The organism is Butyricicoccus faecihominis (genome assembly GCF_024462775.1).
In the GTDB taxonomy this organism is placed as follows: domain Bacteria; phylum Bacillota; class Clostridia; order Oscillospirales; family Butyricicoccaceae; genus Agathobaculum; species Agathobaculum faecihominis_A.
The window spans coordinates 1-17,293 of the sequence record NZ_JANGCE010000033.1 but is presented as its reverse complement, the minus strand read 5'-3'; the positions used below and the strand labels follow the sequence as shown (position 1 = coordinate 17,293).

Genomic DNA, 17,293 nt, shown 5'->3' with positions numbered 1-17,293 from the left:
GCCGGCGCATGAAGCAGGAGGAACGGAGCAAACGCACGTATCAGCGCATTTTAACCGCGGCAATCGCTGAATTTGGCGGCAAAAGCTATGAAAGCGCTTCTATCAACAACATTTGCAGCGTTAACCATATCCCCAAGGGGCTGATCTATTACAATTTTGAAAACAAGGATCAGCTGTATCTGCGGTGTGTGCAGGCCTGCTTTGACGAGCTGACCGCATACCTGCAAAGCGCGTCTTACCCGCCGGACGATACGGCGGGCAGCCTGCGGCTGCTGCTCGCGCGGCGGCAAACCTTTTTTACCGACCATCCCTCGTATAAGCGCCTTTTCTTTCAAACGCTGTTCCAGCCCCCGCTTCATCTGGCAAACGAGCTTCGGACGCTTCGCCGCGCGTTCGACGGCTTCCATGCCGCCCGCTACCAAGCGGTGCTCGATCACATTGAATTGCGCGACGGCATCTCGGCGCAGGCCGCCAAAGAGTATTTCTTTATTTTTCAGGAGATGTTCAACGGGTATTATCAAATGCAGGCTGTCGGCGGCACCGACCTGTCCCTCCTGATTGAAAACCACGAAAGCAAGCTGCCCGCCCTAATCGACCTTATGCTTTACGGCGTTGCGAAGGAAAAGGACTGACGGCGCGTGCAACAAAGGAGGCCCTATGCTATTACCGATTCTCAGGCTTTTGGCCACAGTCGTTCTTGCTTTTCTGGTGGGCAGGCTGCTCGCTAGGATCAAGCTGCCCGCTATTCTCGGCTGGCTGATCACAGGCATGCTCCTCGGCCCGCACGCGCTGCAGCTGCTCGATCAGAGCGTGCTCGACGCGCCGTGGTACCAAGCCGCCGTTCACGTTCTGGAGTGCACTGTCGGCCTTCTGATCGGCACGGAGCTTGTGTGGAAGCGAATCAAGCAGTTCGGCAAGCAGATCATCGTCACCACGCTGACGCAGTCGCTCGGCACCTTTCTGGTGGTCAGTCTGGTGTTTGGCATCATTTTTCATTTCATGGATATCCCGCTCTATCTCGCCGTGATCTTTGGCGGCATCGCGTTGGCCACCGCTCCGGCTCCGGCGCTTTCGATCGTGCGGGAATTTCAAACCAATGGGCCGGTCACCAAAACCCTGATCCCCATGGCCGCGCTGGACGATATGGTGGGCGTTGTGGTGTTCTTTTCGGTCATCTCCCTTGTGGCTTCCCGTGTTTCTACCGAGCGTTTACCGGCGTATATGATCGCGTTAGTCGTGCTGCTGCCGCTGGGAATTGGCGCGGCGGTGGGCGTGCCGGCCGGTTTGCTCCTGAAAAAGGAACGGGGGGCCGCGCCGACGGTCGCGCTGCTCGTTGGCACCCTGCTCCTTGCCTCCGCCGCCGGTTTTTACTTGAACTACCGGGTCATGCCGCGCCCTGTTTTGAACTTCATGCTCATCGGTATGGCGTTCTCCGCCGTTTTTGCCAATATGGTGGGCGAGGTACGGCTGGAACGGATTCTGTGCAGCTTCAACCCGTTCCTCGGTTTGTCGATGATCGTGGTCATTTTAAATTTGGGCGCGCCGCTCGATTACCATCTGATCTTGGGCGCGGGCCTGTTTACCGCCCTATACATCCTCTCACGCGCGGCGGGCAAGTATGGCGGCGCTTATCTGGGCGCGACCCTTACCGGCGCGCCGCAGACCGTGCGCAAGTATTTGGGACTTACGCTGCTGCCGCATTCCGGCGTCTCGCTCGTTTTCACCGGCATTGCCGTTTCCGTGCTCAGCGGCCCCGCGCCCGAAAGCGCGCAGATCATTCAGGGCACGATCGCGGCCGCGGCGGTCATCAACGAGGTGCTCGCGGTCGTCATCGCCAAAAAAGGCTTTGAATGGTCGGGCGAGCTGCGTTAGCGCACGCGCCGCACCGCCTTTTTCGCATAAAAAAAGTCTCCGATTCTTACATCGGAGACTTTTTGCGCTTTTGCTTTTTACGCGGCGGCAGCGTTCAGCGCTTCCGCGGGGATTTCAATGCTTTCCACACCGTTGATGTTGCTCACGGTCATGGATACGAGCACGTTGGCTACGTCGAGCTTATCGTCCTCGCCCGCGCCCATGCTGTCCATCATCTTGCCCATCAGGCTCTGCATGATCGCGGTCATGTCCATTTCGTACTTGACCGGGATCTGGTCCGCCTTGGAGATCCACAGACTGATCGGCAGGTCGCCCAGATCGGTGAGCATGGTATCCAGCTGGTCGCCCGTAATGCCTAGGCTGGAAAACTGGTCCATTACGCCGGAAGCTTCGAGCACCTGAGCCAGGTCCTCCTCGGAGATCGTGCCGTCATAGCGGGTCGCTTCCGCGCCGGCAACCGTTTCGGTACCGTTTTCCTTAAAGCTTTCCGCGCTGGAAAGATACAGGTCAAAGCTTTCGCGCGCGTCCATCTGATCGAACGCGGAGGTATCGGCCATCTCCTGCTTCTGCCAAACCAGATTGCCGTCGCCCGCGTCAATTCCGGTGTACAGCATGTACTTATCGCCATCCTGCGCAACGTACATGGCGGTATTCATATTGCCGACCTCGCCCATATCCACGTTCATATCCAGTTTCATCGTGATCGGATCGACGATCTGGTCGACCTTGCCGCTCGTGGCGATCTTCAGGGTCTCGTCATTCGCCTTCATTTCCATGCTCATGGTCATATCATAGCTCATGCTCTTAACATCCGCCATGTTGGCCTGCGCGGTCTTCATGATATCCTCGATGCTCTGGCCGGCGGCGCCGCCGTCAGCCTTGTCGCCGCAGGCGCCAAGCCCAGCCGCCATCGTCAGTGTCAGGATCGCCGCGGCCGCCCGCCGCGGCCAGCTTCTGGTATTTCTCATTTTTCGTCTCCTTTTGTGTATGTGAGTTTTATATTGAAACACGCCCCAAGGGGCGCAATTTCCACCCATAGCGTATGCGGCGCCGTTGCGGGTCATGACATGCGCCGCCCTTACACTGTCGAGGATACCACACCCGCCGCCTTTCGTCAAGAAAGCCGCTGTACAAAATGTGGAAATTCCCAAACCCGCATGGCACACCACGCGTTTGCCTGCCCTGCGCTGTCGGCGCGCAATCGTGTTCGCACCGGTTGCAGTGTCAATATGGCTTCTTATGATCACGTCATGAACAAAAGGAAAAATGTATGTGCCATGCAATAAACTGGTATATCCTTCAAAAAAACCGCTTAAAACGACGAAAAAAACACGTTTCCGTACGATAAGCGGCTTGCACCCGTCCCGGCTTTCGGTTATAATGAAAATATAGCTTAAACTTTTTAGTAAAAGAAGGTGGCTGCATGGCTACGCTAAAAGAGCTGGCGGAATATACGGGCTTTTCCATCGCGACGATCTCCCGTGTGCTCAATAACGACCCCACGATGAGCGTGAGCGATTCGACGCGCGCCGCGATACTGGACGCCGCCGGAAAGCTGCATTACGATACCGCCGCGCGCACGCGCAAGGCGCGCGTGAACATACGCACACGTCGTTTCGCCATTGCGGAAATGCTCACCCCGGCCCAGCAGTTGGCTGATCCTTACTACTTATACCTGAAAAACTTTGCCGAGCAGCGCTTTTTCGATCTGGGCGCCGAGGTCACGCACCTGCTGGAACGCAACGGCGCTTACCGCCAGAATATGCCCCAGCCGGTGGACGGCGTGCTCGCCATCGGTATTTTTTCCGAAGCGCAGATTGAATCGCTGCGCAGCATCACCGAAAATTTGGTTTTTCTCGATTCCGCGCCGGACGAGCTGCATTTTGATTCCGTGGTGCTGAATTTTCGCCTTGGCGTCGAGCAAGCGCTTGATTATTTTATGCAGCGCGGCCACCGCAGCATCGGCTTTTTAGGGCCGGACTGCAAGCTGGACCAAAAAAAGCGCCCCGCGCCGGAAGTGCGGCGGCAGTATTTTATTCAATACATGCAGGACCGGGATCTGTTCGATCCCAAACTGCTCTTTAACGCGAAAATGAACGCGCGTGACGCGCGCGACGCCATCAGCGCACGGCTGACCGCCGGCGGGCCGATGCCCACCGCCCTGCTGGCCGCCAACGAAGAAGCCGCGATCGGCGCGGTCGGCGCGATGCGGGAAGCCGGGCTGCGTGTGCCGCACGACCTTTCCATCATCAGCTTTAATAACACCGCTGTTTCCGCGCTGACCGATCCGCCGCTCACCAGCATCAGCACGCACGTCGAAGCAATGAGCGCCACCGCGGTGAGCCTTCTTGCCCGCCGCACCGACGGCGCGTTGCCGGATATGCCGCTCAAGATCGTCGTGCCGCCCACGCTGATCGAACGCGACAGCGTTTTTGCACCCAGTAAATAAACAAAAAAGTGCACGCTACGGCGTGCTTCAGGCATCTGCGCGCGCCTTACAGGCGCACTTGAAGTCGGTTTGTTAAAAAGGTGAGATACATGCTCAATGTCATTCAGTTAAGGTCAGACAAGACAAAAAGGTATCGCAAGCACAGAACATGTAGGGCGCGACGCCCTCGGCGCGCCGAGAGCGAAGCACCGGGATAAGTGAGAGCATCAAACAGGCTGGTACGGCCGAGCGAAGGGACATGGTTTCTCAGCAAGTGTTACGTCCCTTCGAGACGGCGCGCCGAGGCGTGGTCCAGACCAGCTTCTCTTGGCCTTCGGCCAATTCACCTTCTCGCGCCCTACTAGCTCGGTGAATCCCTTGTTTTTTCCTATGCGTTTCCCTTATCTTTATGACATTGGATACATGCTCCCACTTTTTTCAACTTGAAGCGCTGCTTCAAGTTGACACTTTATACGCGCTGCGGCGCGAGGGGATTTTTTAACAAGCTGGAGCACGCCAAGGCGTGCTTTTTTACTATTGCAAAACCACCAAAAAAGCGAGGGCGTTTTTGGTGGGTTTTTCAGTAAAACTTTCATTGAGTTTTTACTAAAACAGTGTTATTCTGATGATAGGAGCACTGCGCAACTGATACGGATAAGAATGGAGAGAGAGCATATGTTACGACAAAGCAGCCTTTCCGCTGAAATCGGGAACGGCGCGCTTGATTCACGCCTGCGCGCCATGACCGGCTGCGACCCGAGCGAGCTGCCCGCCCTGTGCGCGCGGCTATCCCACGTGCTTTCAGGATATGGAAAAACCTTTGGGCCGGACGGCGAGGTCGGCCTGTTCAGCGGCCCCGGCCGCACCGAGATCGGCGGCAACCATACCGACCATCAGCGCGGCCGCGTGCTGGCCGCCGCCATCAATCTGGACGCGCTCGCCTGCGCCGGGCCAAACGGCACGGATACCATCCATATTTGCTCGGCCGGTTATCCGGATATCGCGGTATCGCTCGGCGATCTTGCCGTACAGCCGGGCGAAGCGGGCACCTCCGCCGCGCTGGTGCGCGGCGTGGGCGCGCCGTTTTACCGCGCTCGGCCATCCGGTAAGCGGGTTTAACGCCTATATCGAATCGACCGTGCTGGGCGGATCGGGCCTCTCGTCCTCGGCGGCGTACGAGGTGCTGATCGGCGTGATCGTGAACCACTTATTCTGTCAAGATTCGGTCTCGCTCGTGCAGATCGCGCAGATCGGCCAATACGCGGAAAACGTGTATTTCGGCAAGCCCTGCGGGCTGATGGATCAACTTGCCAGCGCGGTGGGCGGCATTGTTTCGATCGACTTTAAGGACCCCGAAACGCCCATCGTACACCAGATCGATTACGACCTTTCCGCTTCGGGCCACGCGCTGTGCATCATCGATTCCGGCGCCGACCACGCCGACCTGACCGAGGATTACGCCGCCATCCCCCGTGAAATGGGCGCTGTGGCCGCCTTTTTCGGCAAGGATGTGCTGCGGCAGGTCGACTATGAAGCGTTTTGGCAAAACATCCCCGCTCTGCGAAAGGCCGCGGGCGACCGCGCCGTGCTGCGCGCCATCCACTTTTTCGACGACAACCTGTGCGCGCAAAAGCAGGCGACAGCGCTTGAGAGCGATAACTTTGTTCAGTTTTTAAATCTGGTCAACCAGTCCGGCATCTCCTCGTCCGAGCACCTGCAAAACCTGTACAGCGCGTCGGCCCCGGGGCAGCAGGCCCTGCCGCTCGTGATTGCGCTGGCGCGCCGCCTGCTCGGCGGTACGGGCGCGGTGCGTGTGCATGGCGGCGGCTTTGCCGGAACCGTGCAGGCCTTTGTGCCCTTCCCGCAGCTTGATACGTTCCGCGAGCGGATCGAAGCCGCGTTCGGCAAGGGCTGCTGCCATGTGCTGCGTATCCGCCCGGAGGGCGGCGCTGTTATTGCGGGTTAACGAATCGATCACCGAATGCAAGGAGGCATTTTGTTATGGCAATTTTAGTTTTGGGCGGCGCGGGCTACATTGGTTCGCACACCGTACGCGCGCTGATCGACGCGGGACGCGACGTGGCCGTGGCCGATAATCTGGAGACCGGCTACCGTGCGGCCGTGCACCCGCAGGCCCGCTTTTACGAAGGCGACATCCGCGACCGCGCGTTTGTGGACCGTGTGCTGGAAAGCGAGCAGATCGAAGGCGTGATCCATTTCGCCGCCAACAGTCAGGTCGGCGAAAGCATGACGGACCCGCTGAAATATTATGATAACAATCTGACCGGCACCAAGGTGCTGCTGGAAAGCATGGTCGCGCACGGCGTGCTGAAGATCGTCTTTTCCTCCACCGCCGCGACCTATGGGGAGCCCGAGCGCGTGCCCATCCTCGAAACCGATCGCACCGATCCGACCAACTGCTACGGCGAGACCAAGCTTTCGATGGAAAAGATGATGAAATGGGTTTCCGCCGCGCACGGCCTGCGCTTTGTGGCCTTGCGCTACTTCAACGCCTGCGGCGCGCAGCCGGACGGCTCGATCGGCGAGGCCCACAATCCGGAGACCCATCTTGTGCCGCTGATCCTGCAAGTGCCGAACGGCCAGCGCGCGCAGATCGCCATCTTCGGCGAGGATTATCCCACGCCGGACGGCACCTGCATCCGCGATTATATCCACGTTTGCGATCTGGCGCAGGCGCATATTCTGGCGCTCGACTACCTGCTCGCGGGCGGTGAAAACAACATCTTTAACCTTGGCAACGGCGTGGGCTTTTCGGTCAAGGAGGTCATCGAGGAGACCCGCCGCGTGACCGGCCACCCGATCCCGGCTACCGTTTGCCCGCGCCGTGCGGGCGACCCGGCGCAGCTAATCGCTTCGAGCGCCAAGGCCCGCGAGGTGCTCGGCTGGGAACCGCAGTACGACGACCTGCACACCATTATCGCGACCGCGTGGGACTGGCACAAGGCCCATCCCCACGGCTATATCAAGTAAAAGGAGCGAACCGCCATGATCGACAACGCAGTCGCCAAGCTGATCGCGTACGCGGAAAAGACCGGGCTAACCCTGCCCGAGGATCGCGTGTGGGCCACGAACGCGCTGCTGGAGGTATTACAGCTTCCCGCCTTTGACGCGCCCGCCTATGAGGGCCCGATCGATCTGCCCGGCGTGCTGGACGAACTGACGGACGACGCTTACGCGCGCGGCGTGACGAGTGAAAACTCCATCGTTTACCGCGACCTGTTCGACACCTCGCTGATGGGCCGCCTGACCCCGCCGCCGCGCGAGGTGACCGCTCGTTTCCGCGCGCTTTACGCGCAGTCGCCCCAAAAGGCGACCGATTGGTTCTATCAGTTCAGCCAAAACACCAATTACATACGCCGCGACCGCATCGCGCGGGATATGCAGTGGAAGACCGGGACCGATTACGGCACGCTGGATATCACCATCAACCTATCCAAGCCGGAAAAAGACCCCAAGGCCATCGCCGCCGCGCGCGAGATGCCGCAATCCGGCTACCCGAAGTGCCAGCTCTGCGCGGAAAACGAGGGCTACGCGGGCCGCGTCGATCACCCGGCGCGGCAGAACCACCGCATCATCCCCCTCACGATCGACGGCAGCCCGTGGTTTTTGCAGTATTCCCCCTATGTTTACTATAACGAGCACTGCATCGTGCTGAACAGCCGCCACGTGCCCATGCAGATCGACCGCGCTTGTTTCCGCAAGCTGACCGATTTCGTCACCCAGTTCCCGCACTATTTCGTCGGCTCGAACGCCGATCTGCCGATCGTCGGCGGCTCCATCCTGTCGCATGATCATTTTCAGGGCGGTCACTACCAATTTGCCATGGAGCGCGCGCCGATTGAAACGCGCGTACCGTTCGCTGGTTTTGACGATGTGACCGCCGGTATCGTGCGCTGGCCGATGTCGGTCATTCGCCTGCGCGCCGCGGACCGTGAGCGCCTGATCGAGCTGGCCGATCGCATTCTGAAGGCGTGGCGCGGCTATACGGACGAAGGCGCGCGGATCTATGCCCAGACCGGCGGCGTGCCGCATTCCACCATCACGCCGATTGCCCGCCGCCGCGGCGACGATTACGAGCTGGACCTTGTGCTGCGCAACAATTTAACGACCGAGGAGCACCCGCTCGGCCTGTACCATCCGCACGCGGAAAAGCACCATATCAAGAAGGAAAACATCGGCCTGATCGAGGTCATGGGTCTTGCCGTGCTGCCCGCCCGCCTGAAAGACGAGCTGGAAAGCGTGGCCGCGGGCCTGATCGAAGGAGCCGATCTGACGGCGGATGAAAGCACCGCGTCCCATGCCGCGTGGGCGCAGGAGATCGCGCGCCGTATACCGCTGAGCGAAGCCAATGTGCGCGACGTGCTGCGGCAGGAGGTCGGCAAGGTGTTCGCCGCCGTGCTCGAGGACGCGGGCGTGTTTGCCCGCACGGACGAAGGGCAGGCCGCGTTCCTTCGCTTTATAGAAACGGTGAGGTGATTTTACATGGATATTGTATGCACGCCCTTTGGGCGCGACCGCGCGGGCCATGCGGTGCTGCGCTATACGTTGACGGAAGGGGCGCTTTCCGCCTCGATCCTGACGCTGGGCGGCGTTTTGCAGTCGCTTACCGTGCCTGACCGGAACGGCAAGCCCGTGGACGTGGTGCTCGGCTTTGATTCGGCCGAGGATTACGAACAGCAGACCTGCTATATCGGCGCGTTGATCGGCCGGTGCGCCAACCGCATCGCGGAGGGCCGCTTTGTGCTGAACGGGCAAGCCTATCAGCTTGCCTGCAATGAAAACGGTACGACCCACCTGCACGGCGGCGAAATTGGCTTTGATAAACGGCAGTGGATCACCTCGATCCATTCCGAAGGACTCAGCCTGCAATACCACAGCCCGGCGGGCGAAGGAGGCTATCCCGGCGCGCTGCACGCCGCCGTTACCTATCGGCTGACGGCGGACAGTCTGATCATCGACTATCACGCCGAGTCCGACGCGCCTACACCCTGCAACCTGACGAACCACAGCTACTTCAATCTGGACGGCCACGGCGCGGGTCCGGTGGGCGGGCAGCGCATCCGGCTGAACGCCGCGCGCTACACGCCGATCGACGCCGCGAGTATCCCGACCGGCGAGATCGCCGCGACGCAGGACACGCCGATGGACCTGACCCGCGAAACGCCCCTCGGCGCGCATTGGGACGACGATTTTGAACAGCTGCGCCTTGCCGGCGGGTACGACCACAACTTTATCGTGGACGGCGCCTTTGGTACGCTGCGCCCGGCGGCGCGTGTGAGGAGCGAGCGCACCGGCATCATCATGGATGTGGAGACCACCATGCCCGGTATGCAGCTATACACCGGCAACTTTTTACGCGCCGATATGCCCGCGGGCAAGGGCGGCGTCAAATACGCGCCGCGGCACGGCTTCTGTCTGGAAACGCAGTATTACCCAAGCGCGCTCACCCTGCCCCAGTTCCCGCAGCCCGTGCTGCGCCCCGGCGAGACATACCGGCACCAAACCGTGTTCCGCTTTTCGGCGGAATAAAACAAGCCCATAACCCACCCCATATAGCAGCAGCGCACACGGCAAACCGTTTTGCCATGTGCGCTGCTGTCAGACTGTCAAAAAACAAGTTTTGACAGTCTGTCGATCGAAACAAAGCCCCATTTCGATCGAGAATTCCGACTTCTGCGCGCGCCTTGCAGGCACACTTGAAGTCGGTTTGTATAAAAACCGAGATACATGCTCCCGGTTTTTATGAATTTTGCCGCAAACGGCAAAATTCTATTTTATGCGCGCTGCGGCGCGAGGGAGTTCTTTGACACGCTGGCAGCAGCGCACACGGCAAACCGTTTTGCCATGTGCGCTGCTGTGTTTTTTTACTGCTTCTCTCGGATCGGTAGCAGCTCGATATAGCCCCTAGTGCCGATCGGCTCCAACTGCACGCGGGGGTTCGTTTCATCCCACGCATAGCCAATCACCGCCGGATCGTACTTTTGAATCGAAGCCTGCATCTCGTCGATGGCCTGACAGTAGTCCTCCTCCGCGAACGGCTCGCCCTGAAACATCAGATACTTGGCGGCGGGCAGGTCGATCACATCCAAGCCCTCGGGCACGACGCCGTCGTAATCCACGCCGACCTCGACGCCCTGCACATACTCCGAGGTGCCCGGCTTGCGGTACGGCAGCGGCAGCCACAGGCAAACCGGTTCGCCGCTAATGGATCGGATGCTTTGCAGCAAGCCCCACACGTCGCAGCCCACCTCCTCGCAATAGGTCCAATAATCGGCCGCCTTGATCCCACGCTTGATCAGCGCCTTGCGCGCGGGCTTTTCGATCACCTGTACAAATACGTTCTTTAAATTTTCCATGACCGGTCTCCTTTCGATATGCCTAAACTTCACGCCGTAGGGGGTGAACAGATAGACCGGAACCGGATGCGCGGCGTATTCGCTCGGGTTGCACCCAAATTCACGGCGAAACGCGCGCTGGTAGCCGTCCACGCTGCCGAACCCCATGGCAAACGCCACCTCCGCTATTTTGCACGGTTCGTCCCGCAGCCGCAGCGCCGATTTGGAAAGGCGGAACCTGCGGATATAATCCGCCGGGGCCATTCCGGTTTGACGGACAAACAGACGGTGCGCGTACCACGGTGAAAACAGCGACGCCGCCGCGAGATCGGCCAGCGTGATATTTTCAAACAAGTGCGCTTCGATATAATCCTGCATGCGCTGTACGGCTTCTATTTGTTCCTGCATCTGTGTCACCTCCCGACAATCGTTATTATAGGAGACTTTGCAAAAAACCGCTCGACGTTTTTTGCGCAATCGCTTTTTCTATTATAATGCAAATCCACGGATCTTGCAGCTTTTTATGCTGCGGGCAGTAGTGCGCGTTCCTTTTTCCATAGCGCCAGTGTCAGCAGCGTGGCGCACACGTCCGCCGCCAGCTGGGCGCCGATCATGCCGGGAATGCCCCAAAGGCGGCTCAGCACTAAAAGAAACGGGATGAAAAATAATCCTTGCCGGAATACGCTGAGCATGCCGCCCTGCCGCGCCTTGCCCGTCGCCAAAAAGTAATTGCCGATGACGATCTGCACGCCCAGCAGCATAAAGGAGACCGCGTCCACACGGAGTGCGGCGCTGCCGATCGACAGCACCTGCGCGGAGGACTGATTGAACAGATGGATCAGCGGCCCGGCGAGCACGATGCAGATCACGCCAAACAGGATATTGGCCGCCGTGCTCCAACGAGCGGCGGTTCTGGTCGCTTCGCGCACGCGCGCCAGATCTCCCGCGCCGTAGCTGTAGCCGACCAGCGGAGAATACCCCTTTAAGAAGCCGTAAAGCGCGTTGGTCTCAATGGACATGATCCGGTTGACAATGCCCATGGCGGCTACCGCGGCTTCGCCAAACGGCTTTGCGGCGTTGTTGGTCAAGGTAACCGCGGCGCCGGCCAAAAACTGGAACAAACAAACGGGCAAGCCGATACGGAAGATTGTAGCATAAAGCTTACCATTCGGCCGAAAGCGCCGAACCGAAACACGAAGGCAGCTTTTTCCCCGCAGCAGGTACCCGATATAAAACGCGGAAGAAACCAAGCGCGAGAGCAGCGTGGCCGCCGCCGCGCCGCCCACGCCCCAGCCGCAGGCGAAAATGAAAATCGGGTCCAGCACCAGATTGGCGCAGCCGCCCGCCAGCATCGCAAACATGCCGAAGGAAGAAACGCCCTCTGCCGCGATCAGGTTGTTCATTATCATATTGAACACATTGAAGATCAACCCGATGATATAAAGTATACCGTAATCCCTTGCAAACCCATAGCTGCTCCGCGAGGCCCCCAAGGCATACATGAGCGGCTTGAGGAACAGAAGCATGCCGGCCGCCAGCACGGCCATGACCGCCACGCCGGAAAGGATGGCCGTACTGCTGAAAGCGCCCACCTGTTCAGCATCCTTTTTGCCGAGCAGCCGAGAAATGTTAGAGCCCGCCCCGTTGCCAAACAGCAGCCCCACACCCATGGCGACCATGGTTAGCGGATAGACCACCGTAACGGCGGCTGTTTGCAGGGTGCCCAATTTGCCGATAAAAAAAGCGTCCACCAGATTATAGACCGTGGAGATCAGCATACCGGTCATGGCCGGTATGCCGAGCCGCAAAAGCGCGTGCTTCACCGGCGCGTTTTCCAACAGCTCGGTGTGTGTTTCTTGCATGATAAATCCTTCTTTCCGGTTTTCGCGTCAGTTAGCACCTCTACAGTATAAAAGCTAAACAATATAGGTAAAAAAATACCGCGTTAGCAGGTATTTCTTTTCGATCCTCATTCGGTTTTCCTGATCGCGGCGCTTTTTAAGCCGTTTTCTTTCGCCTGCTTGCGCCAACCATAATGGGCGGCCAGCTTATATAAAAAGCGTGGAAGATTCGGCTCTACAAACAGATCATTTTGGGCGCTTCCGGCTTCTATCGTCTTGACAAGCCGATCGATCGCCTTGCCCAAATTAACGAGCGGCCCATGTCCCATTGGCGCCATCTGCACCATTTCCCCCGCGCCGATTCCCACCGCGCAGCCCCTTTGAAAGCCGCACTGATCGCACCAATTCCAAAGGATATCGATCGCTATGCTGTTTTGCGCGGCGTCATAAAACCCATTGTTGACCAGCGTGTAGACTCTGATCTTTTCCCGTCCCGTTATGCTTGCCTGTTGGACGGCGCTTAACGCTTGCAGCAGGTTGGAAGGCACGCCATCCACATAGAGCGGGCATGCGATCACAAAAACATCGCTGCCGGATAGGTCAGCCGCCAAGGCAGCCAGATTGGTGCCGGTCGACTGATACATCGTTATCTCGTTTTCCGCCGCCAGTTTATCTTTTAGGATATCCAGCAAATATAGAGACGTACTTCGCTTTGGGCGCGGGCTGCCGCTTAACATTACAATTTTCATTGAGTTGCCACCCCGATTTCTTCCGCCGTTTCATAAAACAGTACCGAACAGCCTGCCGCGCCCAAATTGATCGCGTTGGCGTTGACCAATCTTTTTGCGATGCTCCGCTCGTTATCGCCGCACGTTCCATAAAAGTGTACGTTTAGATGAAAGGGATTTTGGTGCCGCATTTGATGGTGCATCTGTCCATCGATATACCGGAAATACGGCAGCAAATAACCGATCGAACGGTCTAAAACAGCCTTTACATTGGCCGAATAGCCGCCATATAAAATGGGACTGACGATCATGACCTCGCTGCATTGCGCAAAGTAGGAAGGGAGCACCGAAGCCCGATCCTTTATTACACACCGGCCGGGCGTTTTAATCCAGCACCCAAAACAACCGATACAGTGCGCGACCGGCGGGTTGGCGGAAAAGAGCAGGTCCATCCCCTGTCGCCGGTCAAAAGTCGCCTCCAAACGCGGCTCCACATCATAAATCAGTAATCGTTTTGCCATATGGTCTCACCGCCCTTTACTCTTCCCGCAAGCCTTCATCGATGACCTTCTCGAAGGCTTCAAAATATTCCGCCATGCTTTCCAAAAGCGGCTCCGGCATTTCTCTGAGCAGGTTCAAGGCTTTGTCGCCCGCCTGCCGATGGTAGGCCGCGTGTGCTTCGTGATTCTTTTTTCCCGCCGCGGTGAGGTTCAGCACCACCTCGGTATCCGAATCCGGCGATACCCGTTTTTCCACCGCGCCTTTATCAACCAGCTTATAGATCATTTGCGAAGCCGCGCCCTTCGTGACGCCCATAACCTCCGCAAGCGCGGTAATGTTGATATTCGGATGATCGCCAACGGCGGCGATCGTATGGATTTCCGCCTTGGATAGCGGCACCTCGGTACCGTAGGTGCGCTTTTTGTCCTCCCAACGGGTATATTTATGGACAACGCGCTCCATCAGCGCGGTCAGCTCAGAAAAGTCCCTCATGCTATCATCCTCCAATTTTAGCATCTATACAGTTTAGTTTCTAAACTCATAATAGGCGCTTTCTTCCCATTTGTCAATAGGGTACGCAAAAAGGGCGGCACAGTTTTCCTGTGCCGCCCGGGACGTGCTTCCGTTATTTATCCAATAGGCCCAGACGATCGAGCACGACCGCAAGCTGTTCGCGCGTGGCGCAAGAGCGCGGCGCGGTGCCGTCCATAATGCCCTGTTTCTTCGCGTCGGCCCAAGCTTCTACCGCGTAGCGGCTGGGCGCCTTCTCCTCCTGCGCCGCCAGATAGCCGTTCAGCGCCGTATCGAACATCCGATTAAACTCTTCTTGTGTCATTTCGGGCTCCTTTCGGTAGTTTTTATAACACAGATCAAGGTCTACGTTGGTCGGAATGCCGGGCACGCGCCCGGTCGAGGCATACTGCCACATTTCATAGCGGCCCGTATAGGTAGGCTTTGCGCTCCACTGCGCCAGCCACACGTCGCAGGGCGGCAGTTGCTCCACATCGATGTAATGCGTCAGCCAATCCTCGTTGGCGTAAACGCCGCAGGGCCTCCCATTGTCACGAATGACCTCTAAAAACGCCGCGCAAAGGCCAGTGATGTTTTGTCTGGAAAACACAAACCCATGCCGCGCCTTGTACCCGTCCGCGTCCTCCATATCGAGCCAAATGGGCATAGTGGGCCGTCTGGTGCCCAAAACGGAAAGCACATGGTTCGCTTCCGCGCGGGCGTCCGCGTCGTTCAGCGCATAGCTGTAATGGTAGACCCCGCGCAGCAGCCCGGCTTCTCCCGCCTGCTCATAGTTATAGGCAAAGCGTTCGTCCACACTGTACAGGCCATAGCTTGACCGAATCACAGCGAATTGTTCCCCATGCTGCGCTACCTGCGGCCAATCAATCGCGCCGTCGTGCTCGCTGACGTCGATCCCTCTCAGCATCCGCCATTCCTCCTTTCATCGGATAGAATTTCTAGTTCTACCCTATGCGGGGAACGGCGCCCTTATGCCGCCGGCAGCGTCACGCCGTAAGATTCCGCAGGATCTCCTGATAGCGCCTTGTGGCAAGCTCGCTCGTCCCGCCTTTTTTGCAAAAACGCAGCGCCGCGAGCTTGGGCACGACCCTTTCAACCGGCACCTCCCCATGGACCGTTTTGGATCGAAGTGCTTCAAAGGCCTCTAAAAAGCGCGGGTCGGCCTTGGCCCGGTCATAGAACGATAGCACATACACATAGTAAAACAGGCCGTAGCCGCGAAAGGGATATTCGATCTGCAAGAACCGGGAACCAATGCCATAGTGGCAAGGGCTGATCGGCTTACGAATGACCCAGTGTTCCAAAAGAAATTCCACCGCCCGGTCGAGGCGTTGCTCCTTGTTGAGAACACGCGCATAGCGAAACAAATCCAAGACTTCCAAGGTCGTATAGGGGGTGGAGTACGCGGTCTCCTCGCCCCTGCCAAAGCTATATTTATTGCACTTCCAGCCGCCATCCTGCTGTTGCGTTGCAAGGAAATAGTCAAACGACTTTTTCACCCGTTCGTCGTCCGCATAGCCCATGCGGCACAAAACATTTACCGCCAAAGCGGTATGACATGGATATATCCCGCCGCTGGGCGAAACTTTTATTCTTCCATCCTCTCTCCAGCCGTCAAAAATGAGCGCGGCGACGTGTTTCATCACCTCATCCTCCGGCGGCACCCCGAGTTCCAATAGATATAACGCGCTTTCCAAGGTCGTAAAGGGCGCGCCTTTCAGCAATTTGTGATCGGGCGTCGTCCAATAGTCCGCGCCATTATCATACCGGTGCGATAAAATTGCCTCCACATCGGTCATATATTGTTGTTCCATATCGACAGGTCACCTCGCTCCTGATTTTCATGCTAACAGTATACCACCGATCCGAGGGGAGCACAATTTTTCGCGTGCGGGAGGAAGGTTTGCAAACACAAAATGCACCTCTAAAATCATTTACAGCATTTCATATGCCGCCGATTCTAAAAGTGCACTTGAGTTTTTTGTATCCAATTATTTCAGTTTATATTTCTTTTTGATCTGGTTTAAAAAGCCTGCAATTTCAGTCAACGCAGTGTCAGGAACATCACGCAATACGATAATTTGTGCATTGTCCGAGGCAATCGATCGTTGTTTATCCGTTAAGCCGTGCAAATAGTCCAGACTAACATCAAAATAACGTGCTATTGCTTCCTCTGTGGCATCTTCCGGTGACATTAAATCACGCTCATATAAAGAAATGGTATTTACCGAAACACCAAAGATATCGGCCATTGCTTTTTGCGTTAATCCTTTGTCCTTGCGCAACTCGCTTAAACGTTCCCCGACCATCGACGACCGCCCCCTTTACAATGAGAATAATTATATCATATCTAGTTCGCAGATGAAATCCCAAAACAACGAAATAGTTGTTGTCACACCTTTTTATGACACAGTATATAGGTGTATCATATGATTATTCATGAAAAAAAGCAAAGCGAGCGCAGGAGATTACATACATTCCAACGCACTGCGAATCATAGCGGTCACCACCTCTATTTGATAGGGCGGCGCGGTTTTCCATAGGTCAGAAAGTACATTAAAACCGCTCAGTTCATTATCGTTCAAGCAATCTTCCAGCAAATAGGTTGGCGATACCGCAAGCTCCCTGCATAGGCTAACGAAAACCGTCAGACTGGGAATCTTACGGCCTGCCTCAATTTGCCGAAAATAGGTCGCGTTGATATGACACAACTCGGATAAATGTTCTCCTGTCAATCCCTTGGCTTTACGCGCCGCCTTGATTCGCTGTCCCATACCGCTTTGTTCTGTCACTTTCAATTCCTCCGTCCATCATAACTTTCTGTGTAGGTAACGCTATCATAACACTAAATTTTTAGGAGTGGAATTGCCGTTAATAGTAATTTTACTACCACAGGTAGCTCGCGCCGCTCGCAATTTTATACGCGGCAGTAGCCGCGACGGCGGCGTGAGTCACGCCGCCCTACATGCTCGGTCGATGCATCCCGTTTGTAGGGCCGGGTGACCTCCCCCGGCCGCCCCCCGCGGCCCCCCCCCC

19 protein-coding genes are annotated in these 17,293 nt (G+C 57.2%); 8 read left to right on the top strand and 11 right to left on the bottom strand.

All coding sequences use genetic code 11. From position 1 onward, the window contains the following. Positions 1–8: 8 nt before the first annotated feature. Together NE562_RS14590 and NE562_RS14585 are read left to right on the top strand one after the other, a co-directional pair. Entirely contained in the window at positions 9–632 is a 624-nt protein-coding gene (locus NE562_RS14590) for a TetR/AcrR family transcriptional regulator (protein WP_280963168.1), read from the top strand. A gap of 25 nt (positions 633–657) precedes the next feature. Next, a complete protein-coding gene (locus NE562_RS14585) occupies positions 658–1,872 on the top strand; it encodes a cation:proton antiporter (RefSeq protein WP_280963167.1) in 1,215 nt (404 codons plus the stop codon). Positions 1,873–1,949: 77 nt separating this feature from the next. Here the strand turns inward: NE562_RS14585 and NE562_RS14580 are convergent, their stop codons facing one another. Continuing rightward, on the bottom strand, positions 1,950–2,840 hold the full coding sequence (locus tag NE562_RS14580; protein ID WP_280963166.1) for a DUF6612 family protein: 891 nt from the start codon (positions 2,838–2,840) through the stop codon (positions 1,950–1,952). A 455-nt stretch (positions 2,841–3,295) separates the two neighbouring features. Here NE562_RS14580 and NE562_RS14575 point away from each other — a divergent pair, with 455 nt between their 5' ends. Continuing rightward, positions 3,296–4,321 carry a LacI family DNA-binding transcriptional regulator gene (locus NE562_RS14575; RefSeq protein ID WP_280963165.1) on the top strand — a complete coding sequence of 342 codons (1,026 nt, stop codon included), beginning with the start codon at positions 3,296–3,298 and terminating at the stop codon, positions 4,319–4,321. A 386-nt stretch (positions 4,322–4,707) separates the two neighbouring features. On the opposite strand, the gene NE562_RS14570 is transcribed toward NE562_RS14575, so the two are convergent. Next, complete coding sequence (locus NE562_RS14570; protein ID WP_280963164.1) at positions 4,708–4,896, bottom strand: hypothetical protein; 189 nt, start codon at positions 4,894–4,896, stop codon at positions 4,708–4,710. A gap of 79 nt (positions 4,897–4,975) precedes the next feature. Between NE562_RS14570 and NE562_RS14565 the strand changes: the two genes are divergently transcribed. From NE562_RS14565 to NE562_RS14545, 5 genes are read left to right on the top strand one after another with little or no spacing between them, the layout of a single operon-like run. Next, positions 4,976–5,419, top strand: a complete 444-nt coding sequence (locus tag NE562_RS14565) for a galactokinase family protein (protein WP_280963163.1) — start codon at positions 4,976–4,978, stop codon at positions 5,417–5,419. After that, on the top strand, positions 5,322–6,266 hold the full coding sequence (locus tag NE562_RS14560) for a galactokinase (RefSeq protein WP_280963162.1): 945 nt from the start codon (positions 5,322–5,324) through the stop codon (positions 6,264–6,266). Before NE562_RS14565 ends, NE562_RS14560 begins: the two co-directional genes overlap by 98 nt. 35 nt (positions 6,267–6,301) lie before the next feature. Beyond that, complete coding sequence (gene galE, locus NE562_RS14555; protein ID WP_280963161.1) at positions 6,302–7,291, top strand: UDP-glucose 4-epimerase GalE; 990 nt, start codon at positions 6,302–6,304, stop codon at positions 7,289–7,291. Between the two features lie 15 nt (positions 7,292–7,306). Then, positions 7,307–8,797 carry a UDP-glucose--hexose-1-phosphate uridylyltransferase gene (locus NE562_RS14550; RefSeq protein WP_280963160.1) on the top strand — a complete coding sequence of 497 codons (1,491 nt, stop codon included), beginning with the start codon at positions 7,307–7,309 and terminating at the stop codon, positions 8,795–8,797. 6 nt (positions 8,798–8,803) lie between these two features. Further along, a complete protein-coding gene (locus NE562_RS14545; protein ID WP_280963159.1) occupies positions 8,804–9,850 on the top strand; it encodes an aldose epimerase family protein in 1,047 nt (348 codons plus the stop codon). 335 nt (positions 9,851–10,185) lie between these two features. On the opposite strand, the gene NE562_RS14540 is transcribed toward NE562_RS14545, so the two are convergent. The 9 genes from NE562_RS14540 to NE562_RS14500 form a co-directional block, all read right to left on the bottom strand. Continuing rightward, entirely contained in the window at positions 10,186–11,064 is an 879-nt protein-coding gene (locus NE562_RS14540; protein ID WP_280963158.1) for a helix-turn-helix domain-containing protein, read from the bottom strand. A gap of 113 nt (positions 11,065–11,177) precedes the next feature. Further along, complete coding sequence (locus NE562_RS14535) at positions 11,178–12,518, bottom strand: MATE family efflux transporter (protein WP_280963157.1); 1,341 nt, start codon at positions 12,516–12,518, stop codon at positions 11,178–11,180. Positions 12,519–12,625: 107 nt separating this feature from the next. Next, on the bottom strand, positions 12,626–13,246 hold the full coding sequence (locus NE562_RS14530; protein ID WP_280963156.1) for an NAD(P)H-dependent oxidoreductase: 621 nt from the start codon (positions 13,244–13,246) through the stop codon (positions 12,626–12,628). Then, the gene (locus tag NE562_RS14525) at positions 13,243–13,746 is read right to left on the bottom strand and encodes a flavodoxin family protein (RefSeq protein WP_280963155.1); all 504 of its coding nucleotides are present in this window, start codon (positions 13,744–13,746) and stop codon (positions 13,243–13,245) included. The genes NE562_RS14530 and NE562_RS14525 overlap by 4 nt, the downstream gene beginning before the upstream one ends. Before the next feature lie 16 nt (positions 13,747–13,762). Beyond that, positions 13,763–14,218, bottom strand: a complete 456-nt coding sequence (locus NE562_RS14520) for a MarR family winged helix-turn-helix transcriptional regulator (protein ID WP_280963154.1) — start codon at positions 14,216–14,218, stop codon at positions 13,763–13,765. A 133-nt stretch (positions 14,219–14,351) separates the two neighbouring features. Further along, entirely contained in the window at positions 14,352–15,164 is an 813-nt protein-coding gene (locus tag NE562_RS14515; RefSeq protein ID WP_280963153.1) for a glycoside hydrolase family 25 protein, read from the bottom strand. Positions 15,165–15,243: 79 nt separating this feature from the next. Next, a complete protein-coding gene (locus NE562_RS14510; RefSeq protein WP_280963152.1) occupies positions 15,244–16,071 on the bottom strand; it encodes a prenyltransferase in 828 nt (275 codons plus the stop codon). A gap of 177 nt (positions 16,072–16,248) precedes the next feature. Next, a complete protein-coding gene (locus NE562_RS14505; RefSeq protein ID WP_280963151.1) occupies positions 16,249–16,566 on the bottom strand; it encodes a helix-turn-helix domain-containing protein in 318 nt (105 codons plus the stop codon). A gap of 159 nt (positions 16,567–16,725) precedes the next feature. Then, positions 16,726–17,049 (bottom strand): helix-turn-helix domain-containing protein, encoded by a 324-nt coding sequence (locus NE562_RS14500; RefSeq protein WP_280963150.1) that lies wholly within the window; start codon positions 17,047–17,049, stop codon positions 16,726–16,728. Positions 17,050–17,293: the final 244 nt, after the last annotated feature.

Coding starts and splice junctions, on each gene's coding strand:
- NE562_RS14520 (WP_280963154.1), bottom strand. CDS start 14,218: ATGAGGGACTTTTCTGAGCTGACCGCGCTGATGGAGCGCGTTGTCCAT.
- NE562_RS14540 (WP_280963158.1), bottom strand. CDS start 11,064: ATGCAGGAACAAATAGAAGCCGTACAGCGCATGCAGGATTATATCGAA.
- NE562_RS14535 (WP_280963157.1), bottom strand. CDS start 12,518: ATGCAAGAAACACACACCGAGCTGTTGGAAAACGCGCCGGTGAAGCAC.
- NE562_RS14550 (WP_280963160.1), top strand. CDS start 7,307: ATGATCGACAACGCAGTCGCCAAGCTGATCGCGTACGCGGAAAAGACC.
- NE562_RS14580 (WP_280963166.1), bottom strand. CDS start 2,840: ATGAGAAATACCAGAAGCTGGCCGCGGCGGGCGGCCGCGGCGATCCTG.
- NE562_RS14530 (WP_280963156.1), bottom strand. CDS start 13,246: ATGAAAATTGTAATGTTAAGCGGCAGCCCGCGCCCAAAGCGAAGTACG.
- NE562_RS14515 (WP_280963153.1), bottom strand. CDS start 15,164: ATGCTGAGAGGGATCGACGTCAGCGAGCACGACGGCGCGATTGATTGG.
- NE562_RS14565 (WP_280963163.1), top strand. CDS start 4,976: ATGTTACGACAAAGCAGCCTTTCCGCTGAAATCGGGAACGGCGCGCTT.
- NE562_RS14590 (WP_280963168.1), top strand. CDS start 9: ATGAAGCAGGAGGAACGGAGCAAACGCACGTATCAGCGCATTTTAACC.
- NE562_RS14510 (WP_280963152.1), bottom strand. CDS start 16,071: ATGGAACAACAATATATGACCGATGTGGAGGCAATTTTATCGCACCGG.
- NE562_RS14505 (WP_280963151.1), bottom strand. CDS start 16,566: ATGGTCGGGGAACGTTTAAGCGAGTTGCGCAAGGACAAAGGATTAACG.
- NE562_RS14570 (WP_280963164.1), bottom strand. CDS start 4,896: ATGAAAGTTTTACTGAAAAACCCACCAAAAACGCCCTCGCTTTTTTGG.
- NE562_RS14575 (WP_280963165.1), top strand. CDS start 3,296: ATGGCTACGCTAAAAGAGCTGGCGGAATATACGGGCTTTTCCATCGCG.
- NE562_RS14525 (WP_280963155.1), bottom strand. CDS start 13,746: ATGGCAAAACGATTACTGATTTATGATGTGGAGCCGCGTTTGGAGGCG.
- galE (WP_280963161.1), top strand. CDS start 6,302: ATGGCAATTTTAGTTTTGGGCGGCGCGGGCTACATTGGTTCGCACACC.
- NE562_RS14545 (WP_280963159.1), top strand. CDS start 8,804: ATGGATATTGTATGCACGCCCTTTGGGCGCGACCGCGCGGGCCATGCG.
- NE562_RS14585 (WP_280963167.1), top strand. CDS start 658: ATGCTATTACCGATTCTCAGGCTTTTGGCCACAGTCGTTCTTGCTTTT.